At 63.2% G+C, this 19,703-nt stretch carries 20 protein-coding genes and 1 tRNA gene; 16 read left to right on the plus strand and 5 right to left on the minus strand.

Annotation, left to right across the window (positions count from 1 at the left end; genetic code table 11):
• Positions 1–136: 136 nt before the first annotated feature.
• The 4 genes from VSR72_RS40230 to VSR72_RS40245 all read right to left on the minus strand — a co-directional run bounded on the left by VSR72_RS40230 (position 137) and on the right by VSR72_RS40245 (position 2,654).
• The gene (locus tag VSR72_RS40230; RefSeq protein ID WP_342957765.1) at positions 137–685 is read right to left on the minus strand and encodes an RDD family protein; all 549 of its coding nucleotides are present in this window, start codon (positions 683–685) and stop codon (positions 137–139) included.
• A 125-nt stretch (positions 686–810) separates the two neighbouring features.
• Complete coding sequence (locus VSR72_RS40235) at positions 811–1,638, minus strand: DUF3106 domain-containing protein (RefSeq protein WP_342957766.1); 828 nt, start codon at positions 1,636–1,638, stop codon at positions 811–813.
• 27 nt (positions 1,639–1,665) lie between these two features.
• A complete protein-coding gene (locus VSR72_RS40240) occupies positions 1,666–2,094 on the minus strand; it encodes a DUF3619 family protein (RefSeq protein WP_342957767.1) in 429 nt (142 codons plus the stop codon).
• Positions 2,091–2,654, minus strand: coding sequence for an RNA polymerase sigma factor (locus VSR72_RS40245; protein WP_342957768.1), 564 nt, complete (start codon positions 2,652–2,654; stop codon positions 2,091–2,093). The genes VSR72_RS40240 and VSR72_RS40245 overlap by 4 nt, the downstream gene beginning before the upstream one ends.
• A 398-nt stretch (positions 2,655–3,052) precedes the next feature.
• On the opposite strand from VSR72_RS40245, the gene VSR72_RS40250 reads away from it, so the two are divergent.
• The 6 genes from VSR72_RS40250 to VSR72_RS40275 all read left to right on the plus strand — a co-directional run bounded on the left by VSR72_RS40250 (position 3,053) and on the right by VSR72_RS40275 (position 10,137).
• A complete protein-coding gene (locus tag VSR72_RS40250) occupies positions 3,053–4,828 on the plus strand; it encodes an acetolactate synthase 3 catalytic subunit (protein ID WP_342957804.1) in 1,776 nt (591 codons plus the stop codon).
• Between the two features lie 127 nt (positions 4,829–4,955).
• Positions 4,956–5,447, plus strand: coding sequence for an acetolactate synthase small subunit (ilvN, locus tag VSR72_RS40255; RefSeq protein WP_027795483.1), 492 nt, complete (start codon positions 4,956–4,958; stop codon positions 5,445–5,447).
• A 116-nt stretch (positions 5,448–5,563) separates the two neighbouring features.
• Positions 5,564–6,580 carry a ketol-acid reductoisomerase gene (gene ilvC / locus VSR72_RS40260; protein ID WP_028205689.1) on the plus strand — a complete coding sequence of 339 codons (1,017 nt, stop codon included), beginning with the start codon at positions 5,564–5,566 and terminating at the stop codon, positions 6,578–6,580.
• Between the two features lie 148 nt (positions 6,581–6,728).
• A complete protein-coding gene (locus tag VSR72_RS40265; protein WP_028205688.1) occupies positions 6,729–7,382 on the plus strand; it encodes a phosphatidylserine decarboxylase in 654 nt (217 codons plus the stop codon).
• A gap of 12 nt (positions 7,383–7,394) precedes the next feature.
• Entirely contained in the window at positions 7,395–8,270 is an 876-nt protein-coding gene (gene pssA, locus VSR72_RS40270) for a CDP-diacylglycerol--serine O-phosphatidyltransferase (RefSeq protein WP_028205687.1), read from the plus strand.
• A 313-nt stretch (positions 8,271–8,583) separates the two neighbouring features.
• On the plus strand, positions 8,584–10,137 hold the full coding sequence (locus VSR72_RS40275) for a 2-isopropylmalate synthase (RefSeq protein ID WP_133182076.1): 1,554 nt from the start codon (positions 8,584–8,586) through the stop codon (positions 10,135–10,137).
• Positions 10,138–10,227: 90 nt separating this feature from the next.
• Here the strand turns inward: VSR72_RS40275 and VSR72_RS40280 are convergent, their stop codons facing one another.
• A complete protein-coding gene (locus VSR72_RS40280; RefSeq protein ID WP_342957769.1) occupies positions 10,228–10,779 on the minus strand; it encodes a hypothetical protein in 552 nt (183 codons plus the stop codon).
• Between the two features lie 179 nt (positions 10,780–10,958).
• Here VSR72_RS40280 and VSR72_RS40285 point away from each other — a divergent pair, with 179 nt between their 5' ends.
• From VSR72_RS40285 to VSR72_RS40330, 10 genes are all read left to right on the plus strand, one after another.
• A complete protein-coding gene (locus tag VSR72_RS40285) occupies positions 10,959–12,275 on the plus strand; it encodes a branched-chain amino acid ABC transporter substrate-binding protein (protein ID WP_342957770.1) in 1,317 nt (438 codons plus the stop codon).
• A gap of 152 nt (positions 12,276–12,427) precedes the next feature.
• On the plus strand, positions 12,428–12,697 hold the full coding sequence (gene rpsO / locus VSR72_RS40290; RefSeq protein WP_042271770.1) for a 30S ribosomal protein S15: 270 nt from the start codon (positions 12,428–12,430) through the stop codon (positions 12,695–12,697).
• 364 nt (positions 12,698–13,061) lie between these two features.
• The gene (gene pnp, locus VSR72_RS40295; protein ID WP_201693548.1) at positions 13,062–15,209 is read left to right on the plus strand and encodes a polyribonucleotide nucleotidyltransferase; all 2,148 of its coding nucleotides are present in this window, start codon (positions 13,062–13,064) and stop codon (positions 15,207–15,209) included.
• Positions 15,210–15,357: 148 nt separating this feature from the next.
• Entirely contained in the window at positions 15,358–16,374 is a 1,017-nt protein-coding gene (locus tag VSR72_RS40300) for an NAD(P)H-quinone oxidoreductase (RefSeq protein WP_342957771.1), read from the plus strand.
• 153 nt (positions 16,375–16,527) lie between these two features.
• Positions 16,528–17,310: a triose-phosphate isomerase gene (gene tpiA, locus VSR72_RS40305; protein ID WP_342957772.1), complete on the plus strand. Its 783-nt coding sequence runs from the start codon at positions 16,528–16,530 to the stop codon at positions 17,308–17,310.
• A gap of 101 nt (positions 17,311–17,411) precedes the next feature.
• The gene (secG, locus tag VSR72_RS40310) at positions 17,412–17,801 is read left to right on the plus strand and encodes a preprotein translocase subunit SecG (RefSeq protein ID WP_342957773.1); all 390 of its coding nucleotides are present in this window, start codon (positions 17,412–17,414) and stop codon (positions 17,799–17,801) included.
• A gap of 109 nt (positions 17,802–17,910) precedes the next feature.
• Positions 17,911–17,995: transfer RNA gene (locus VSR72_RS40315), tRNA-Leu, on the plus strand.
• Between the two features lie 164 nt (positions 17,996–18,159).
• Entirely contained in the window at positions 18,160–18,519 is a 360-nt protein-coding gene (locus VSR72_RS40320; RefSeq protein WP_028205678.1) for an NADH-quinone oxidoreductase subunit A, read from the plus strand.
• 72 nt (positions 18,520–18,591) lie between these two features.
• Positions 18,592–19,071 carry an NADH-quinone oxidoreductase subunit B gene (locus VSR72_RS40325; protein ID WP_027819582.1) on the plus strand — a complete coding sequence of 160 codons (480 nt, stop codon included), beginning with the start codon at positions 18,592–18,594 and terminating at the stop codon, positions 19,069–19,071.
• Positions 19,072–19,092: 21 nt separating this feature from the next.
• Complete coding sequence (locus VSR72_RS40330; RefSeq protein ID WP_342957774.1) at positions 19,093–19,698, plus strand: NADH-quinone oxidoreductase subunit C; 606 nt, start codon at positions 19,093–19,095, stop codon at positions 19,696–19,698.
• Positions 19,699–19,703: the final 5 nt, after the last annotated feature.

Raw genomic sequence — 19,703 nt, forward strand, 5'->3', positions numbered from 1 at the left:
CGGCAGGTTGGAATACGCGCATTGCGCCATGCCGCCGTGACGGCAACATGACAGTCACGAGAAGGTCTCGTTACGCAGTCCTGTGTTATGCCGTGCGGCGGGTTTTCCGGCCGGATGGGGGACGTTAGTGCGGCTGCTATGCCTTCGCGTTCTGTCGCGTGATTGCGACAATGCGCGTGCCTGCGATGCGGTCGTGAAGGAACTGCCGGTCGTGCGAGAAGCGGGCACTCGCTGCCCAGATGACGAACCAGCAGGCAACGAGCGCGAGCGTGTGCGGAATCGAAAGATCGAGCAGCGGATGCATCACGAGTGGCGGCAGGAACCAGAGCCACGCGGCGAGGTAGCGCAACGTCGCGCGCGCGAGTGTGGGCGGCTTGCCGTCGGGGCCGACGACGCGCAGGCGCCAGGTTTTCATCGGCAGCGTTTGGCCGCCCTTGTGCCAGAAGCCCACGAAATACACGCCGGCTACGAAGATGATCCAGGCCGCCATCGCGTTGTGATGCGTGTAGCCATTGCGCTGCTGCATGACGAGGCTGAACGCGAGCCCCGCGGCGAACACGACGCCGAAAAGCAGCACGCTCTCGTAGACGAACGCGGCAAGGCGGCGGCGAATCGAAACGGGTGCAGGTTCAACCGGGAGGACGACGGCGGACGGCAGGGCGGTGGCTTGGGCGCTTTCGGACACGATGGCGTCGGGTAGGGGACGGGACGCCCAAGCATAACCTCGAAAACCCGCGCGGCGATATGGCTGCAATGCCGCTACGGGGTTAACGAGGGCTCGCGTGGTTGCCGCGAGCGCCTGATGGGGCTTCAGGAGCCCTTGAACGCTGCGGGCGCTTCGGCTGGCGAGACGGGAATCGGTGTGGCTGGCACGAAGCTGCCGGCGGCGGGAATGCCCGCCGCAAACGACGAAGCCACCGGCGGCTCGCTCGGCGCGCCAGGCGCTGCGGGCACGAGACCTGAACCCGTGCTGCTCGCGCCAGCGGCGCCCGATGCCCCGGTGACGCCTGCGGGTGCATGTGGCAGGCCGCGGTGATCGCGCTCGTTGACGAGGCGCTGGATATCGCGGATCTCGCTCTTGTTGCCGCTGGGCGGGGCGCTCACGACGGTGGGCCGGCGCTTGTGCTCACTCGCGGCAAGACGTTCCTTCTGCTCTTCAGGGAGCTGCTGGTAAGCCTTCCAGGCGCGCTGGCGCGCCTGCGCCGGCAATTCCTTGGAAACCTGGTAGTTTTCGCGCGCGACGCGCCGTTGCTCCGGCGTCATGCCGACCCATTCCGACATGCGCTCATGCAGATGCTTCTGCGCTTCGGGTGACATCTTCGGGTAACGTGCTGCGATCTTCAGCCATTTTCGCTTGCGCTCGTCGCTGAAACGATCCCATTCAACGGCGAACGGCGCGAGCGCGGCATGCTGCGCATCCGTGAGATGCGCCCACGCGAGCGGGTCCGACTGCCCGGGCAACGGCGGTAACGTGGTCGTAATCGAATTATCGACCGAGGGCGCTTTCGCCTGCACGGGCGCGCCGGCGGTATTTTCGCCGGTCGGCTCGGGGTGAAAGCGCGGGTAGGTCGCCACATACGACACGACTGCCGCGACCACACATCCAATGACAACGGCCAGGCCGCGCTTGTAACTCACCCCGTCAGTCTCCTGCTCAGATTTTCCTTAGTGCGCGCGCGTCAGATACGCGTTGAACCCGTGATCGAGGTAGGCCGTGAGCGGCAGGTCGTCGCTCAGCATGGCCGCGTCGATATCGGCGAGTTCAGCGGTGCGTTGCTGATCTTCGAAGTACGCGATGGCAAAGAGGCCCGCCACGAGCGCCGCGAGCGGCCAGGCGAGCGCGAAGCGCGCGAGCGCCGAACGGCGCCGCGCCGGCAGGTGCGCAGGCGCGCCCGAAAGGCTGCCGACGCCGGCCGCGGCGAGCGCCGGTGCGCGCACGAGCACGACCTCGGCCTTTTTGCGGGCGAGTGCGGTCTTACGCGCGGCGGCGAGCCGGGCAGTGGTACCAGCGGGCAGGTTGGCGGCACTCTCGTCGAGCGCACGACGCATCTCCCGCACGAACTCTAGTTCTTTATTTTCGAGGGCGGAGCTCATAGCGTGATTCCTTTGGCCTTGAGCGCTTGCGCCAGCGTGTGGGTGGCCCGCGAGCAGTGCGTTTTCACGCTGCCTTCGGAGCAGCCCATTGCGGCGGCAGTCTCGGCGACATCCATATCCTCCCAGTAACGCATCAGAAACGCCTCCCGTTGACGTGCCGGTAATTTCTGGATCTCGTCGTCGATCATCTGGAGCACCTGGGCGCGCTCGATCTGCTGCTCGCTGCTTTCGGCGCCAGCCGTGCCCTGCTGGGCCTCGAAGGTCTCGAGGAGGTCGAACTCCTCGTCTTCGGCGTTGCCGAGCGACGAAAACAGGCTCACCCACGTATTGCGTACTTTCTGCCGACGAAAATAGTCGTGCATCGTATTTTGCAAAATACGCTGAAAGAGCAGGGGGAGTTCTGCGGCCGGGCGGTCTCCGTACTTCTCCGCGAGCTTGATCATCGCGTCCTGCACGATGTCGAGCGAGGCGTCGTCGTCCCTTACGGCGTAGACCGTCTGCTTGAACGCGCGTCTTTCGACGCCCGCCAGAAAGTCGGCGAGTTCCTTGTCTGATGCCATCCGTTGCAGGGCGCCGCTGCCAGCGTACGCGTAATCGTTCGAAAAATGTCGTAAAACTCGCGGATGCTAGCAAATTTTCGCGCCAACAGGGTAGCGGGAAGGCCGTGAGAATGCTTCGCATCATGGAGACTCGTGCCGCGGCGGCTTCCCTGCCGGCCCCTGGCGGGCGCCGCGACGCGTGCGCGCTGTCGCAACGGTCGTGCCTGCTTTCTTAATATTTGCTTGACCGAAAGGCATCGAGCCGCTATCTTCGACGGTTCGCAACATAAGTGACTTGTCTCAATTCGGATGTGGCCCAAGAAGCTCATCTGTCAACTGGACGCGCCGCTTGAACCCGAGCCACAAGCCCGGCAGAGAGCACCCGATCAATTTTTTGCCGAAAATTCGAAAGGTCAATGATGAACATGCCCAGCGCGGAATTCTCCACGTCGGTCCCCCCTTCGCAAGAATCTGACCCTCAAGCTCATACCTCCATCGGCGGAACCGTGCTGATGAAGGCGCTCGCTGACGAGCAGGTCGAATTCATCTGGGGTTATCCCGGCGGCTCGGTGCTTTACATTTACGACGAGCTGTACAAGCAGGACAAGATTCAGCACGTTCTCGTGCGCCACGAACAGGCAGCCGTGCACGCGGCCGACGCCTATGCGCGTTCGACCGGCAACGTCGGCGTGTGTCTCGTGACCTCGGGACCTGGCGTCACCAATGCGGTGACGGGCATCGCGACGGCCTATATGGACTCGATCCCAATGGTGATCATCAGCGGCCAGGTGCCTACCGCCGCGATTGGTCAAGACGCCTTCCAGGAGTGCGACACGGTCGGCATCACGCGTCCCTGCGTGAAGCACAACTTCCTCGTGAAGGACGTGCGCGACCTCGCCGCTACCGTTAAGAAAGCTTTTTACATTGCGCGCACTGGCCGTCCCGGCCCCGTGCTGATCGACATTCCGAAGGACGTGTCGAAAACGCCGTGCACGTATGAGCCGATCAAGAACGTCACGCTGCGCTCGTACAACCCGGTCACCAAGGGCCACTCGGGGCAGATCCGCAAGGCGGTTTCGCTGCTCCTCTCGGCCAAGCGTCCGTATATCTACACCGGCGGCGGCATCATCCTCGCGGATGCGTCGCGCGAACTGAACCAGTTCGCCGATCTGCTCGGCTATCCGGTCACGAACACGCTGATGGGTCTGGGCGGCTACCGCGCAAGCGACCGCAAGTTCCTCGGCATGCTCGGCATGCACGGCACCTACGAAGCCAACATGGCGATGCAGCACTGCGACGTGCTGATCGCGATCGGTGCGCGCTTCGACGACCGTGTGATCGGCGACCCGGCGCACTTCGCCTCGCGTCCGCGCAAGATCATTCACATCGACATCGACCCGTCGTCGATCTCGAAGCGCGTGAAGGTCGATATCCCCATCGTCGGCGACGTAAAGGAAGTGCTCAAGGAACTCATCGAGCAGCTTCAGCACGCCGAACACGGCCCGGATACGGCTGCGCTCGCCGACTGGTGGAAGGACATCGAAGGCTGGCGCGAGAAGAACTGCCTGAAGTTCGACCGCTCGAGCGAGATCATCAAGCCGCAGTACGTGGTGGAAAAGGCGTGGGAACTCACGGGCGGCAACGCTTTCGTGTGTTCGGACGTCGGCCAGCACCAGATGTGGGCCGCGCAGTTCTACCGCTTCAACCAGCCGCGCCGCTGGATCAATTCCGGCGGCCTCGGCACGATGGGCTTCGGCCTGCCGGCGGCGATGGGCGTGAAGATGGCGCACCCGGACGACGACGTGCTGTGCATCACGGGCGAAGGCTCGATCCAGATGTGCATTCAGGAGCTGTCGACCTGCAAGCAGTACGACACGCCCGTGAAGATCATTTCGCTGAACAACCGCTACCTCGGCATGGTCCGCCAGTGGCAGCAGATCGAATACAGCAAGCGCTATTCGCATTCCTATATGGATGCGCTGCCTGACTTCGTGAAGCTCGCCGAAGCGTATGGCCACGTCGGCATGCGGATCGAAAAGACGGCGGACGTCGAGCCGGCGCTCAAGGAAGCGCTGCGTTTGAAGGACCGCACGGTGTTCCTCGATTTCCAGACCGATCCTTCCGAAAACGTCTGGCCGATGGTACAGGCCGGCAAGGGCATCACCGAGATGCTGCTCGGTTCGGAAGACCTGTAACGGTATTTGCACGGCGTCGTTTCGACCTCGCGCGGCGCGCGTCCACACAACGGGCGCGCGGGTTCGCGGGGGAGGGCGGCAGCCTCATCTGCCAAATGCGAAAACTGGATAAATCGCGGATCACATCATGAGACACATTATTTCCGTTTTGCTGGAAAACGAGCCGGGCGCGCTTTCGCGCGTGGTCGGCCTCTTCTCCGCACGCGGCTACAACATTGAAACCTTGACGGTGGCGCCGACCGAAGACCGTTCGCTGTCGCGCATGACCATCGTTTCCATTGGCTCGGACGACGTGATCGAACAGATCACGAAGCATCTGAACCGCCTGATCGAGGTGGTGAAAGTGGTCGACCTTACCGAGGGCGCCCACATCGAGCGCGAGCTGATGCTGATCAAGGTAAGGGCGGTCGGCAAGGAACGTGAGGAGATGAAGCGGATGGCGGATATTTTCCGCGGCCGCATCATCGACGTCACCGAAAAGACCTACACGATCGAACTGACGGGCGCGAGCGACAAGCTCGACGCGTTCATCGAAGCGATCGATGCGACCGCGATTCTCGAAACCGTCCGTACGGGCGGCTCGGGCATTGGGCGCGGAGAGCGCATTCTGAAGGTGTGACCCGACCACAGTCGATCTTGCACCGGAACTTGACCGGATGCGTCCTTAATCGCATCCGGTGCAGCAAAAGCTAATAGCAGTACCGATATTCACCAGACTCTCGCCAAGGAACCAACATGAAAGTTTTCTACGACAAGGACGCCGATCTCTCCCTCATCAAGGGCAAGCAGGTCACGATCATCGGTTACGGCTCGCAAGGCCACGCACACGCGCTGAACCTGAAGGACAGCGGCGTGAACGTCACGGTCGGTCTGCGCAAGAACGGCGCATCGTGGAGCAAGGCTGAGAACGCCGGCCTGCAGGTCAAGGAAGTGGCCGAAGCGGTGAAGAACGCCGACGTCGTCATGATGCTCCTGCCCGACGAGCAGATCGCCGATGTCTACGCGAAGGAAGTTCACGCGAACATCAAGAACGGCGCAGCGCTCGCATTCGCACACGGCTTCAACGTGCACTACGGCCAGGTGATCCCGCGCGCGGATCTGGACGTCATCATGATCGCCCCGAAGGCGCCGGGCCACACGGTTCGCGGCACGTACTCGCAAGGCGGCGGCGTGCCCCACCTGATCGCTGTCCACCAGGACAAGTCGGGCGCAGCGCGTGACATCGCCCTGTCGTATGCAGCAGCGAACGGCGGCGGCCGTGCCGGCATCATCGAAACGAACTTCCGCGAAGAAACCGAAACCGACCTGTTCGGCGAACAAGCCGTGCTGTGCGGCGGTACGGTCGACCTGATCAAGGCTGGCTTCGAAACGCTGGTGGAAGCCGGCTACGCGCCGGAAATGGCGTACTTCGAGTGCCTGCACGAACTGAAGCTGATCGTCGACCTGATCTATGAAGGCGGCATCGCCAACATGAACTACTCGATCTCGAACAACGCCGAGTACGGCGAGTACGTGACGGGCCCGCGCGTCATCACGGCCGAGACGAAGAAGGTCATGAAGGAAGTGCTGAAGGACATCCAGACCGGCGAATACGCCAAGAGCTTCATCCTGGAAAACAAGGCCGGCGCACCGACGCTGCAATCGCGCCGCCGTCTCGGCGCTGAGCACCAGATCGAAGTGGTCGGTGCGAAGCTGCGCGCGATGATGCCTTGGATCGCCGCGAACAAGCTCGTCGACCAGTCGAAGAACTAATCTGACGGTATCAATCTGACTGTGCGTACGGTTTTATGCAGTCGCGCAGCAGTTTGACTTGAGTCAGACCCGAAAAAGCCGCCCAGGTGGGATGAACCCTGGGCGGCTTTTGCTATCCTACGGTTTTTAAAATAACAGCGAAGCCACCATGAATTACCCTCATCCGATCATTGCGCGCGAAGGCTGGCCGTTCATCGCCATTGCGGCCGTCGTGGCGCTCCTGATCCATGCGGTCGCAGGCTTCGGACTCGCATGGCCCTTCTGGCTGATCCTGATCTTCGTCGTCCAGTTCTTCCGCGATCCGCCGCGCCCGATCCCGAGCCAGGCCAACGCCGTGCTGTGCCCGGCCGACGGCCGCATCGTCGCCGTGGAAACCGCGCACGACCCGTATGCAAACCGTGAAGCGCTCAAGATCAGCGTGTTCATGAACGTTTTCAACGTGCACTCGCAGCGTTCGCCTGTGGATGGCGCCGTCGCCAAGGTCGAGTACTTCCCTGGCGCGTACCTGAACGCCGCCATCGACAAGGCTTCGACCGAGAACGAGCGCAACGCCGTGGTCCTGACGATGGCCGATGGCACGACCGTCACGTCGGTACAGATCGCGGGCCTCATTGCGCGCCGCATTCTCTGCTACGTGCGTGCGGGCGAGCCGCTTTCGCGCGGCCAGCGCTATGGCTTCATCCGCTTCGGCTCGCGCGTCGACGTGTACCTGCCCGTGGGCAGCCGCCCGCGCGTGTCGATTGGCGAGAAGGTGTCTGCCTCGTCGACGATCCTCGCCGAACTGCCGACCCAATCGGCATAAAGGAGGGCTGCGATGGCCGGATTCAAACAGCGTCGACCCCGTAACCCTGCCGGCGGGCCGCTGCCGCGGCCGTTTCGGCGCAACAAGGCCGTGCAGGAACCCATGGGCGTCGCCGCGAACCGGCGCGCGGCGCGCCAGGAGTTCCTGAAGAAGCGCGGCATCTACCTGCTGCCGAACGCGTTCACCACGGCGGCGCTCTTCTGCGGCTTTTTCGCAGTGGTGCAGGCCATGAACGTGCGCTTCGAGGTGGCGGCCATCGCCATTTTCGTGGCGATGGTGCTCGACGGCATGGACGGGCGCGTGGCGCGCATGACGCACTCGCAAAGCGCGTTCGGCGAGCAGTTCGACAGCCTTTCGGACATGGTGTCGTTCGGTGTGGCGCCCGCACTCGTGATGTACGAGTGGGTGCTCAAGGATCTCGGGCGCTGGGGCTGGCTCGCGGCTTTCGTCTACTGTTCGGGGGCGGCGCTGCGACTCGCGCGCTTCAACACGAATATCGGCGTGGTGGACAAGCGCTTCTTCCAGGGACTGCCGAGCCCGGCTGCTGCGGCACTGATCGCGGGCTTCGTCTGGCTCGCCACCGACAACCGCGTGCCGGTGAAGCTTTCGTGGCTGCCGTGGGTGGCCTTCGTGCTGACGATCTACGCGGGCGTGACGATGGTGTCCAACGCGCCGTTCTACAGCGGCAAGGCGCTGGACGTGCGCCACCGCGTGCCGTTCGCCGCCACGCTGCTCGTGGTGGTGGCGTTCGTGCTGGTGTCGTCCGATCCGCCGCTGATGCTGTTCGGCCTGTTCGTGCTCTATGGCCTTTCGGGCTATGTGTTCTGGGCGTACCAGGCCGTGCGCGGACGCTCGAACCCGGCGCGTTCGTCGCCGCGCGAGCGGTAGGTTGCGGGTGCGTGAATGATGCAATGAGGGCTGTGCGCGAGCACGGCCCTTTTTCTTTTTGCGCTAGCCCGCGCTGGTCGCTTCCAATTGCGCTATCGGCGGATTCCGGCTATAGTCGGCGGCATGGACACCATCCAGTTCCCCCTCTTCTCCCTTCAAGCCGGCGCGCTACTAAGCACGCTAGCGCTAGCGCGCCTGCCGCGCTGATCTCGCTCGCCCTCCGTAAGCCTCGTTCATTGTCAGCGTCGCCATCGGTGGCGCGAACACCCGAAATCCGTTTTAGACACTGAACAAGTCCCCCTGGAGACCCGAAATGGCAGCAGACAAGCTCATCATCTTCGATACGACGTTGCGTGACGGCGAGCAGTCGCCCGGTGCGTCGATGACGAAGGAAGAGAAAATCCGCATCGCGAAGCAACTCGAGCGCATGAAGGTCGACATCATCGAAGCCGGCTTCGCGGCCAGCTCGAACGGCGACTTCGACGCGATCCACACGATCGCCGGCATGGTGAAGGACAGCACGATCTGCTCGCTCGCCCGCGCGAACGACAAGGACATCCAGCGCGCCGCCGACGCACTCAAGCCCGCCGACCACTTCCGTATCCACACGTTCATCGCCACCTCGGCGCTGCACATGGAGAAGAAGCTGCGCATGTCGCCCGAGCAGGTGCTCGAGCAGGCGAAGCTCGCTGTGCGCTTCGCACGCAAGTTCACGAACGATGTGGAGTTCTCGCCCGAAGACGGCAGCCGCTCGGACATGGACTTTCTGTGCCGCGTGCTCGAAGCCGTGATCAACGAAGGCGCGACCACGATCAACATCGCCGATACGGTCGGCTACGGCATTCCCGAGCTGTACGGCAACCTCGTGAAGACGTTGCGCGAGCGCATTCCGAACTCGGACAAGGCCGTGTTCTCGGTGCACTGCCACAACGACCTCGGCATGGCCGTGGCGAACTCGCTGGCCGGCGTGCAGATCGGTGGCGCGCGTCAGGTGGAGTGCACGATCAACGGTCTCGGCGAGCGCGCGGGCAACACGTCGCTCGAAGAAATCGTGATGGCCGTGAAGACGCGCAAGGACTACTTCGGCCTCGATCTCGGCATCGACACCACGCAGATCGTGCCGGCTTCGAAGCTCGTTTCGCAGATCACCGGTTTCGTCGTGCAGCCGAACAAGGCCGTGGTCGGCGCAAACGCGTTTGCGCACGCTTCGGGCATTCACCAGGACGGCGTGCTCAAGGCGCGCGACACCTACGAAATCATGCGCGCGGAAGACGTGGGCTGGAGCGCGAACAAGATCGTGCTCGGCAAGCTCTCGGGCCGCAATGCGTTCAAGCAGCGCCTGCAGGAACTGGGCATTCAGCTCGACAGCGAAGGCGAACTGAACAACGCGTTCGCGCGCTTCAAGGAACTGGCCGACCGCAAGTCCGAGATCTTCGACGAAGACATCATCGCGATCGTCACGGAAGAGTCGGCGCAGGCGCAGGATCAGGAACACTTCAAGTTCATCTCGCTTGCACAGCACTCGGAAACGGGTGAGCGTCCGCACGCACGTGTGGTGTTCTCGGCAGACGGCAAGGAAGTGACCGGCGAAGCCGCGGGCAACGGCCCGGTAGACGCCACGCTCAATGCCATCGAAACCGAAGTGGGCAGCGGTTCGGAATTGCTGCTGTACTCGGTGAACGCGATCACGACGGGCACGCAGGCGCAGGGCGAAGTGACGGTGCGCCTCTCGAAGGCCGGCCGCATCGTCAATGGCGTGGGCACCGATCCCGATATCGTCGCCGCTTCGGCGAAGGCGTATATCTCGGCGCTCAACAAGCTTTACTCGGGCGACAAGGTCAATCCGCAGCGCTCTGAAGCGGTGTAAGTCGTGGCGGGGCGTCACGCCCCGCATTGACGCGCAACGAAAAACCCCCGGCTCGCGAGAGCGCGGGGGTTTTGTCTTTTTGTGCTGCAATCAGAACAGGCTGCGCCGATCCGGATCGTGCAGCGGATCGGGCGTTTTCTGCGTGAGCCGCAGAATGCCCTGGTCGTCGAAGTAGAAGCTGTAGAGCATGTACCAGACGTTGTCTTCGAGGTAACGGTAGGTCCACGCTTCCTTCTTCATCAGCGGGAAGTAGGCGGTCTCGACCGGGCGGCCGAAGTTCACGAGCACGTCGGCGCGCGTCCATTTGCCGATTTCCGCGCGATAGAACTCGTTGGGCTGCAGCACCTGGCGCACGTTCACGACCCGGCCATTGGCGTCGATGTCGGCGGCGGTGGTGGTTTCGCCCATTGGCTGGGTGGGCCACATCAGACGCTTGCCGCCGTCGGGCAGGTCATAGGTTTCAGCCGGCGGTCCGAAGCGGGCGATCACGGACTGCGCGTCGTCGCCCGCGTGGAATTGCTGCCACGGCTGCGCGCAGCCGGCGAGCGCGAGTGCGCCCACGCCCGCGAGGAGGGCGAGACGCAAGCGGCGCGACGCGAGGCGCACTGGCGTTGCGAGCGAGGTTGATAGGCGCGTGAACATGATGTCCCCCGATGGCAAGGTTTCAATGACCGCCGTGAATGTGGAACCGTTATTTTGACACGGCATGACGCGCTCGCGCGTCGGGCCTGTTCGCGCAAGAGACGAATTGCGGCCTTGCCGCCGCTGGCCCTCGCGGCCTATGATCCGCGCTTCGAATGAATATCCGGCTGGCATCGACAATGAGAAAAAGGCGCATAACGGCACGCATGGCGCGTGCGGCAGCGGCCATGTTCGCCACGGCGGCGCTGGCGGCTGGGCTCGCGGCCGCAGCCTGCGCACAGGCGCAAGAGGCGCCGACCGGCAAGCCGATCCAGATCGCGCTCATCGAAGGCATGTCCGGCCCGTTCGCGGACGCGGGCGCGGCCGTCGAGCGTAACTTGCGCTTCGGCGTGGAGCGGGTCAATGCGAGCGGCGGTGTCGTGCTGCGTGACGGGCGGCATCCGCTCGAGCTGGTCACGCTCGACAGCAAGGGCAGCCCCGAGGCGGCGCTCGTGCAACTGCGCATGGCGCAGGACCGCCACATCGGCTACGTCATGCAGGGCAACAGCTCAGCGGTGGCGGCAGCGCTCGAGACGGCGATCGATCGCCAGGCCGCGCGCGATCCGGAGAACCGCCAGATTTTCCTCAACTATTCCGCCGACGACCCCGCGCTCACCAACGCGAATTGCAGCTTCTGGCATTTCCGCTTCGACGCGCACGCGGGCATGCGCATGGACGCGCTCGCGGATGTGATCGCCGCGGACAAGTCGGTGAAGAAGGTGTATTTGCTCAACCAGGACTACAGCTTCGGCCACGACGTAAGCACGCTCGCGCGCGCGGCACTGACGAAGGACCGTCCCGACATCGCCATCGTTGGCGACGAGTTCCACCCGATCGGCCGCGTGAAGGACTTCGCTCCGTATATCGCCAAGATTCGCGCCGCCGGCGCCGACGCCGTCATCACCGGCAACTGGGGGAACGACCTCACGCTGCTCGTGAAGGCCGCGCGCGAGCAGGGGCTCGACACGAAGTTCTACACCTTCTACGGCAATAGCCTCGGCGCGCCGGCGGCGCTGGGCGATGCGGGTGTGAAGCGCGTGATCGCGGTGGCCGACTGGCACCCGAACGCGGGCGGGGCGGCCTCCGACGCCTGGTACAAGGCGTTCCGCGCCCGCTACCCGGCGGCGAAGGACGACTACCCGGTGCTGCGCATGTCCATGATGGTGGAGATGCTCGCGCAGGCCATGACGAAGACGGGCACGGCCGACCCCGAGGCGGTCGCGAAAGCGCTGGAGGGCATGCGGTTCAAGGGTGATGAAGCTGGCTTCCACCCCATGTGGATGCGCGCGGATGACCACCAGGTGATCCAGCCCCTTTACGTCATGGAGATGGACAAGCAGGGCACGCCCGGCGTGCGCTTCGACAACGAGGGTTCCGGCTATGGCTTTCGCACCGTGCTGGCGCTGCCCGCGGAGCGCACTGTGCCCGCCACCGTCTGCCAGATGAAGCGGCCTTGACGGCGAGCCTTACAAGCGGGTTCGCGGCAAATCGGGGCTGTGCTACAATACGCCCCTTGTCGCGAACCTGCGGCAAGGCAATCAGTTGTTAGAACCAAGCACGGCACGGCCTTTCTTCCGTGACCGCTCGTTTGTTTTAAAGGAAAAGCAAAATGTCCGTAGCAGATATCAAGAAGTCCGACGTCGTCGCGCAATTCGCGCGCGGCACCAATGACACGGGTTCGCCCGAAGTTCAGGTTGCGCTCCTGACGTCGCGTATCAACGAACTGACCTCGCACTTCAAGTCGCACGCGAAGGATCACCACAGCCGCCGCGGTCTGCTGCGCATGGTGAGCCGCCGCCGCAAGCTGCTCGACTACCTGAAGGGCAAGGACGCCGACCGTTACCGCGCGCTGATCGAGAAGCTGGGTCTGCGTAAGTAATCGGAAGGTCTTCCGCAAAGATGCCTGTGTCAGTTCCACTGATGCAGGCATTTTGTTTTTGAACGGTGCGCTTCATGCTGCTTTTCAAGCCGCTTTGATGCGATAAACGCCGGTTCAGAACAAAAGGCAACACCACGTAGCACCAGCAGTACAAGCAGCAGGGCCGGGCCTCGGGGCAGAGCTTTGTGTCATTCCAGCAGATCGTACGCGGCGATGCGTCACAGCCGCAGGGCAACAGTTTTGCACCCTCGCGATCCGCTGGAATGGCATAACACTCCTCTTCCTGCGCGGTGCCGGAACCTGTCTTGCCGCATCGTCCGCGTGTGCGGGCGGCGCATAACAAATGAGTAAGGAGTGAGTGACCATGACCATGTTCAATAAAGTCGTGAAAGAATTCAAATGGGGCCAGCATAACGTGCGCCTCGAAACGGGTGAGATCGCCCGTCAGGCCAGTGGCGCTGTCATCGTCGACGTCGAAGACACCGTCGTGCTCGCGACCGTCGTCGGCGCGAAGACGGCCAAGCCGGGTCAGGACTTCTTCCCGCTCACCGTCGACTACATCGAAAAGACCTATTCGGCCGGCAAGATTCCGGGCGGCTTCTTCCGTCGCGAAGGCCGTCCGTCGGAAGGCGAAACGCTGATCTCGCGCCTGATCGACCGTCCGCTGCGCCCGCTGTTCCCGGAAGGCTATTACAACGAAGTTCAGGTCGTGATCCACGTCCTGTCGATCAACCCGGAAGTCCCGGCTGACATCCCCGCGCTGATCGGCGCGTCGGCAGCGCTGGCGATTTCGGGTCTGCCGTTCAACGGCCCGGTAGGCGCCGCACGCGTGGCCTACATCAACAACGAGTACGTGCTCAACCCGACGCGCGCGCAAATCAAGGAATCGCGTCTCGACCTCGTCGTGGCCGGTACCGAGCGCGCCGTGCTGATGGTGGAATCGGAAGCCGACCAGTTGCCGGAAGACGTGATGCTCGGCGCGGTCGTGTTCGGCCACGAGCAAATGCAAACGGCCATCGACGCGATCCACGAACTCGTTCGTGACGGCGGCAAGCCCGAGTGGGACTGGACGCCGGCGCCGAAGGACGAAGCGCTCATCGCGCGCGTCACGGCCATCGCCAACGACAACCTGCTCGCCGCGTACCAGCTGCGCGACAAGCAACAGCGTTCGACCAAGCTGAAGGAAGTCTACGCAGCGACGTCGGCGAAGCTCGAAGAAGAAGCGGCTGCGGCCGGCACGACGGCGGCCGACAAGGCAACCGTCGGCAACATCGTGTTCGACCTCGAAGCGAAGATCGTCCGCTCGCAGATCCTGAACGGCGAGCCGCGTATCGACGGCCGCGACACGCGCACGGTGCGTCCGATCGAAATCCGCACGGGCGTCCTGCCGCGCACCCACGGTTCGGCGCTCTTCACGCGCGGCGAAACGCAGGCGCTGGTTGTGGCTACGCTCGGCACGAAGGGCGACGAGCAGATCATCGACGCGCTCGAAGGCGAGTACCGCGACCGCTTCATGCTCCACTACAACATGCCCCCGTTCGCGACAGGCGAAACGGGCCGTGTTGGTTCGCCCAAGCGCCGTGAAATCGGCCACGGCCGTCTCGCGAAGCGCGCGCTCGTCGCGTGCCTGCCGAGCGCCGAAGAGTTCGGCTACTCGATCCGCGTCGTTTCGGAAATCACCGAGTCGAACGGTTCGTCGTCGATGGCTTCGGTGTGCGGCGGCTGCCTCGCGCTGATGGACGCCGGCGTGCCGATGAAGGCGCACGTCGCGGGTATCGCGATGGGCCTGATCCTCGAAGGCAACAAGTTCGCCGTGCTGACCGACATCCTCGGCGACGAAGATCACCTCGGCGACATGGACTTCAAGGTGGCGGGTACGGAAGCTGGCGTGACCGCGCTGCAGATGGACATCAAGATCCAGGGCATCACCAAGGAAATCATGCAGGTCGCCCTCGCGCAAGCGAAGGAAGGCCGTATGCACATCCTCGGCAAGATGACCTCGGCGGTGTCGGGCGTGAACACGGAGCTGTCGGCGTACGCTCCGCGCATGATCACCATCAAGATCAACCCGGAAAAAATCCGCGACGTGATCGGCAAGGGTGGTTCGGTGATCCGCGCGCTGACGGAAGAAACCGGCACGACGATCGACATCTCCGACGACGGCGTCGTGACCATCGCTTCGACCTCGAGCGAAGGCATGGCCGAAGCGAAGAAGCGCATCGAGAACATCACGGCCGAAATCGAAGTGGGCCAGGTGTACGAAGGCGCGGTCCTCAAGCTGCTGGACTTCGGCGCGATCGTGAACCTGCTGCCGGGCAAGGATGGTCTGCTGCATATCTCCGAGATCGCCAACGAGCGCATCAAGGACATCAACGACTATCTGAAGGAAGGCCAGGTCGTGAAGGTCAAGGTCATCCAGACGGACGAGAAGGGCCGCGTGCGTCTGTCCGCCAAGGCGCTGCTCAACGAGCAAGCGAATGGCGGCGCACCGCAGGGCGAGCCGCAGCAGTAAAGCGGTAAGCTCCAACGGCCGGCAGCGTGCAAAACGCGCCGGCCGTTTTTTATGACAATGAGGGTGAATGGCAGTGCGTACGCGTCAATCAGGTCGCGTACGCAGCGCCATTCAGACGGCGGTGCGCAAAGCGCTGAGGAGACGCGAGATGAAGGCAGTCGAGATTACGGAATTCGGTGCGCCGGACGTGCTCAAGCTGGCCGAACGGCCGACCCCTGAGCCAAAGGCCGGCGAAGTGTTGATCAAGGTGAGCGCCTCGGGCGTGAACCGTCCCGACGTGTTCCAGCGCAAGGGCTCGTATGCGCCGCCGCCGGGCATTTCGGATCTTCCGGGCCTCGAGGTGGCGGGCGAGATCGTCGGCGGAACGATCGACGAGAAGAACAATCCGTTCGGCCTGAAGGTCGGCGATCGCGTGTGTGCGCTGATCGCCGGCGGCGGTTACGCCGAATACGCGATTGCGCCGCTCGGGCAATGCCTGCCAGTGCCGAAGGGGCTCACGGATGTCGAGGCGGCTTCGCTGCCCGAGACGTTCTTCACGGTCTGGAGCAACGTGTTCCAGCGCGCTTACCTCGGCCAAGGCGAGGGCGGCGAGAACGAGACGCTGCTCGTGCAGGGCGGCTCGAGCGGCATTGGTGTGACGGCAATCCAGATCGCGCATGCGCTTGGCTTTCGCGTGTTCGCGACCGCCGGCTCGGACGACAAGTGCCGTGCTTGTGAGGCCCTCGGCGCGGATCGCGCCATCAACTACCGTGACAGCGATTTCGTGGAGGTCGTGAAGGCGCTCACGAACGACCGAGGCGTGGACGTGATTCTCGACATGGTGGCCGGTGGCTATGTGGCGCGCGAGCTTTCCGCGCTCGCGACCGGTGGCCGCATCGTGCTCATCGCGACGCTCGGCGGCTCCAAGGCCGAACTGAACATGGGCGAGATCCTGCGCCGCCGGCTCACGGTGACCGGCTCGACGCTGCGCGCTCGCTCGGTGGAGTTCAAGGCCCAGATCGCTCAGGAACTCAAGGCGAAGGTCTGGCCCCTCATCGAAGAGGGGCGCATCAAACCCGTCGTGTTCCGCGTATTTCCCGCCGCGCAGGCGGCCGAAGCGCATGCGTTGATGGAAAGCAGCGAGCATATCGGCAAGATCATGCTCGACTGGAGCGGCGCGGCCTGACGGCACATCGGCACGAGCGATCCGCTCGTGCTTGATTTTTCTGGATTTTTTTCGCGTCTTTTTTGTGCGTCGCGGGCAGGGCGGTTTGACCCATCAGGATTTCACGCAGTAAAATTATGTGTTTTGCGTCCGCTTTTAACAGCAACCGGAACAATGACGAAACAACGATCGAAGCTCGTAGTCGGTAACTGGAAGATGCATGGCCGCCTCGCGGCCAATGCGGCACTGCTAGAAGGCGTTGCGCGCGGCGCGCAGGCGCTGCCCCCGGACGTGCGCGTCGGCGTGTGCGTGCCGTTGCCGTATCTCGCTCAGGCGCAGGCACTGCTCGGCGGCAGCCGGGTTCAGTGGGGCGCGCAGGACATTTCTGCGCACGAGCAGGGTGCCTATACGGGCGAAGTCGCGGCAGGCATGGTCGCCGACTTTGAAGCCGCTTTTGCGATCGTTGGTCACTCGGAGCGCCGCGCTTACCACGGCGAAAGCTCCGAACTCGTCGCCGTGAAGACGCAGCGCGCGCTGGCCGCTGGCCTCACGCCTATCGTCTGTGTGGGCGAGACGCTGGAAGAGCGCGAATCGGGCGCGACCGAGCGCGTAGTTGGCGCGCAGCTCGATGCTGTGCTGGCCTTGCTGTCGGTTGAAGAGGCGGCGCGTATCGTCGTTGCTTACGAGCCGGTCTGGGCGATCGGTACGGGCAAGAGCGCGAGCTCGGAGCAGGCTCAGCAGGTACATGCATTCCTGCGCGCGCGCCTCGCTGCCAAGGGCGCGCAAGTGGCGGACGTGCCGCTGCTCTACGGCGGCAGCGTGAAGCCGGAAAATGCGGCGGAGCTCTTCCGTCAGGCCGACATCGACGGCGGCCTGATCGGCGGTGCGTCGCTGAAAGAGGGTGATTTCCTCGCGATCTGCGCGGCCGCTACGGCGGGCGCCAGCGTCGCGAGCTAAAGGCTTGCGCACGAAGCATTCGAAATAAAACGCGTCGTGCGGGCTGCTTATGCGTCTGCTCCGGGAGGGGCAGGCGTTCAACCAGGACTCAGGTGAGTGTGATGCTGTATTTGAAAACGTTGATTATCGTCGTCCAGCTTCTGTCGGCGCTCGGGGTGATCGGCCTCGTCTTGCTGCAGCACGGCAAAGGCGCGGACATGGGCGCTGCTTTCGGCAGCGGCGCGTCGGGCAGCCTGTTCGGCGCGAGCGGCTCCGCGAACTTCCTTTCGCGTACTACCGCAGTTCTCGCAACGGTGTTTTTCTGCTCCACCCTTGCGTTAACTTACCTGGGGTCGTATCATGCGAAGCCTTCGGCGGGCGTGCTTGGCGCTTCGGTTCCAGCCCCGGTCGTGGCTTCGGCAGCGGTTGCATCGGCTCCTGGCGCATCCGCCGCGGCGGCGGCTTCGCCGGCTGCAGCAGCCTCGCAACCGGGTAACGACGTTCCGAAATAAATTTGAAAAACTTGTTTTGTGCGTTGAACAACGAACGGAAACAAGTTAGAATCTAAGTCTTGAAGCGATTCGCGGGTTGCAATAATTGTTGTCCCGGATTGCATGTAGTGCCGACGTGGTGAAATTGGTAGACACGCTATCTTGAGGGGGTAGTGGCGAAAGCTGTGCGAGTTCGAGTCTCGCCGTCGGCACCAATGTTATCTAAAAAATGCCAGCCGCTTGCTTCAGCTTCGGCTGGCATTTTTGCTTCTTACGTCGTGTTCGTCTTCTGTTCGCAGCGCGAAGTACGTGAAGTGATTCCCGCGGAGCGGTGCAAGTTCCAGCGGAACCTCAGAACCAACCGATATAGAGGATAGCCTTGAACCTCGCTGCCTATTTCCCCGTCCTTCTGTTCCTCCTCGTGGGTGTCGGTCTGGGCATAGCGCTAGTGACAATCGGCAAGGTCCTCGGTCCCAACCGGCCAGACAGCGAAAAAAATTCGCCGTACGAGTGCGGCTTCGAAGCCTTCGAAGACGCCCGAATGAAGTTCGACGTACGCTACTACCTGGTCGCCATCCTTTTCATCATCTTCGACCTCGAAACGGCGTTCCTGTTTCCGTGGGGCGTGGCCCTGCGCGACATCGGCTGGCCGGGCTTTCTGTCGATGATGCTGTTTCTGCTCGAATTCCTGCTGGGCTTTGCCTACATCTGGAAGAAGGGTGGTCTCGACTGGGAATAATGGGTTAATCGCCGGATAGCATGGGCGGCACTGCGGGGAAACTGTGGGCTGTCCGTCTGGAGTGGAAAGCACATGAGTATCGAAGGGGTCTTGAAGGAAGGGTTTGTCACCACCACGGCTGACAAGCTGATCAACTGGACGCGCACTGGCTCGCTGTGGCCAATGACGTTCGGTCTGGCGTGTTGCGCGGTCGAAATGATGCACGCGGGCGCGGCCCGTTATGACCTTGACCGTTTCGGCGTGGTGTTTCGTCCGAGCCCGCGTCAGTCGGACGTCATGATCGTGGCCGGCACGCTCTGCAACAAGATGGCGCCCGCGCTGCGCAAGGTCTACGACCAGATGGCCGAGCCGCGCTGGGTCATTTCGATGGGGTCGTGCGCCAACGGCGGCGGCTACTACCACTATTCGTATTCGGTCGTGCGCGGTTGTGATCGCATCGTGCCGGTCGACGTCTATGTGCCGGGATGCCCGCCGACAGCGGAAGCCCTGGTCTACGGGGTGATCCAGTTGCAGGCGAAGATTCGCCGCACCAGCACCATCGCCCGTCAATAAAGGCCGCGGCCTCCCCACAATATGGCAAGCAAACTCGAGACCCTGAAAGCGAACCTCGAAGCGGCCCTCGGCGCGCGCATCGTCAGCCTCACCGAGGCGCTCGGCGAGCTGACGCTGGTCGTCAAGGCGGGTGAGTCCCTCGCAGTGGCCAAGGAGCTGCGCGACAATCCCTCGCTGCGCTTCGAGCAACTGATGGACCTGTGCGGCGTCGACTATCAGACGTTTGGCGACGGCGCGTGGGAAGGCCCGCGCTTCGCCGCGGTGTCGCATCTGCTCTCGCTCGCGAACAACTGGCGTGTGCGTCTGCGCGTGTTCGCGCCGGACGACGAAGTGCCTATCGTGCCCTCGCTCGTCGAGATCTGGAATTCGGCCAACTGGTACGAGCGCGAGGCGTTCGACCTGTTCGGTATCGTCTTCGAAGGCCACCCCGACCTGCGCCGCATTCTGACCGACTACGGCTTCATCGGCCACCCGTTCCGCAAGGACTTCCCGGTTTCGGGCTATGTCGAAATGCGTTACGACCCGGAGCAGAAGCGCGTGGTCTACCAGCCCGTCACGATCGAGCCGCGCGAGATCACGCCGCGTGTGATCCGCGAAGATCGCTACGGCGGTCTGAAGAAACACTAAGAGGG

It is taken from the genome of Paraburkholderia sp. JHI869, assembly GCF_038900775.1.
Lineage (GTDB): Bacteria > Pseudomonadota > Gammaproteobacteria > Burkholderiales > Burkholderiaceae > Paraburkholderia.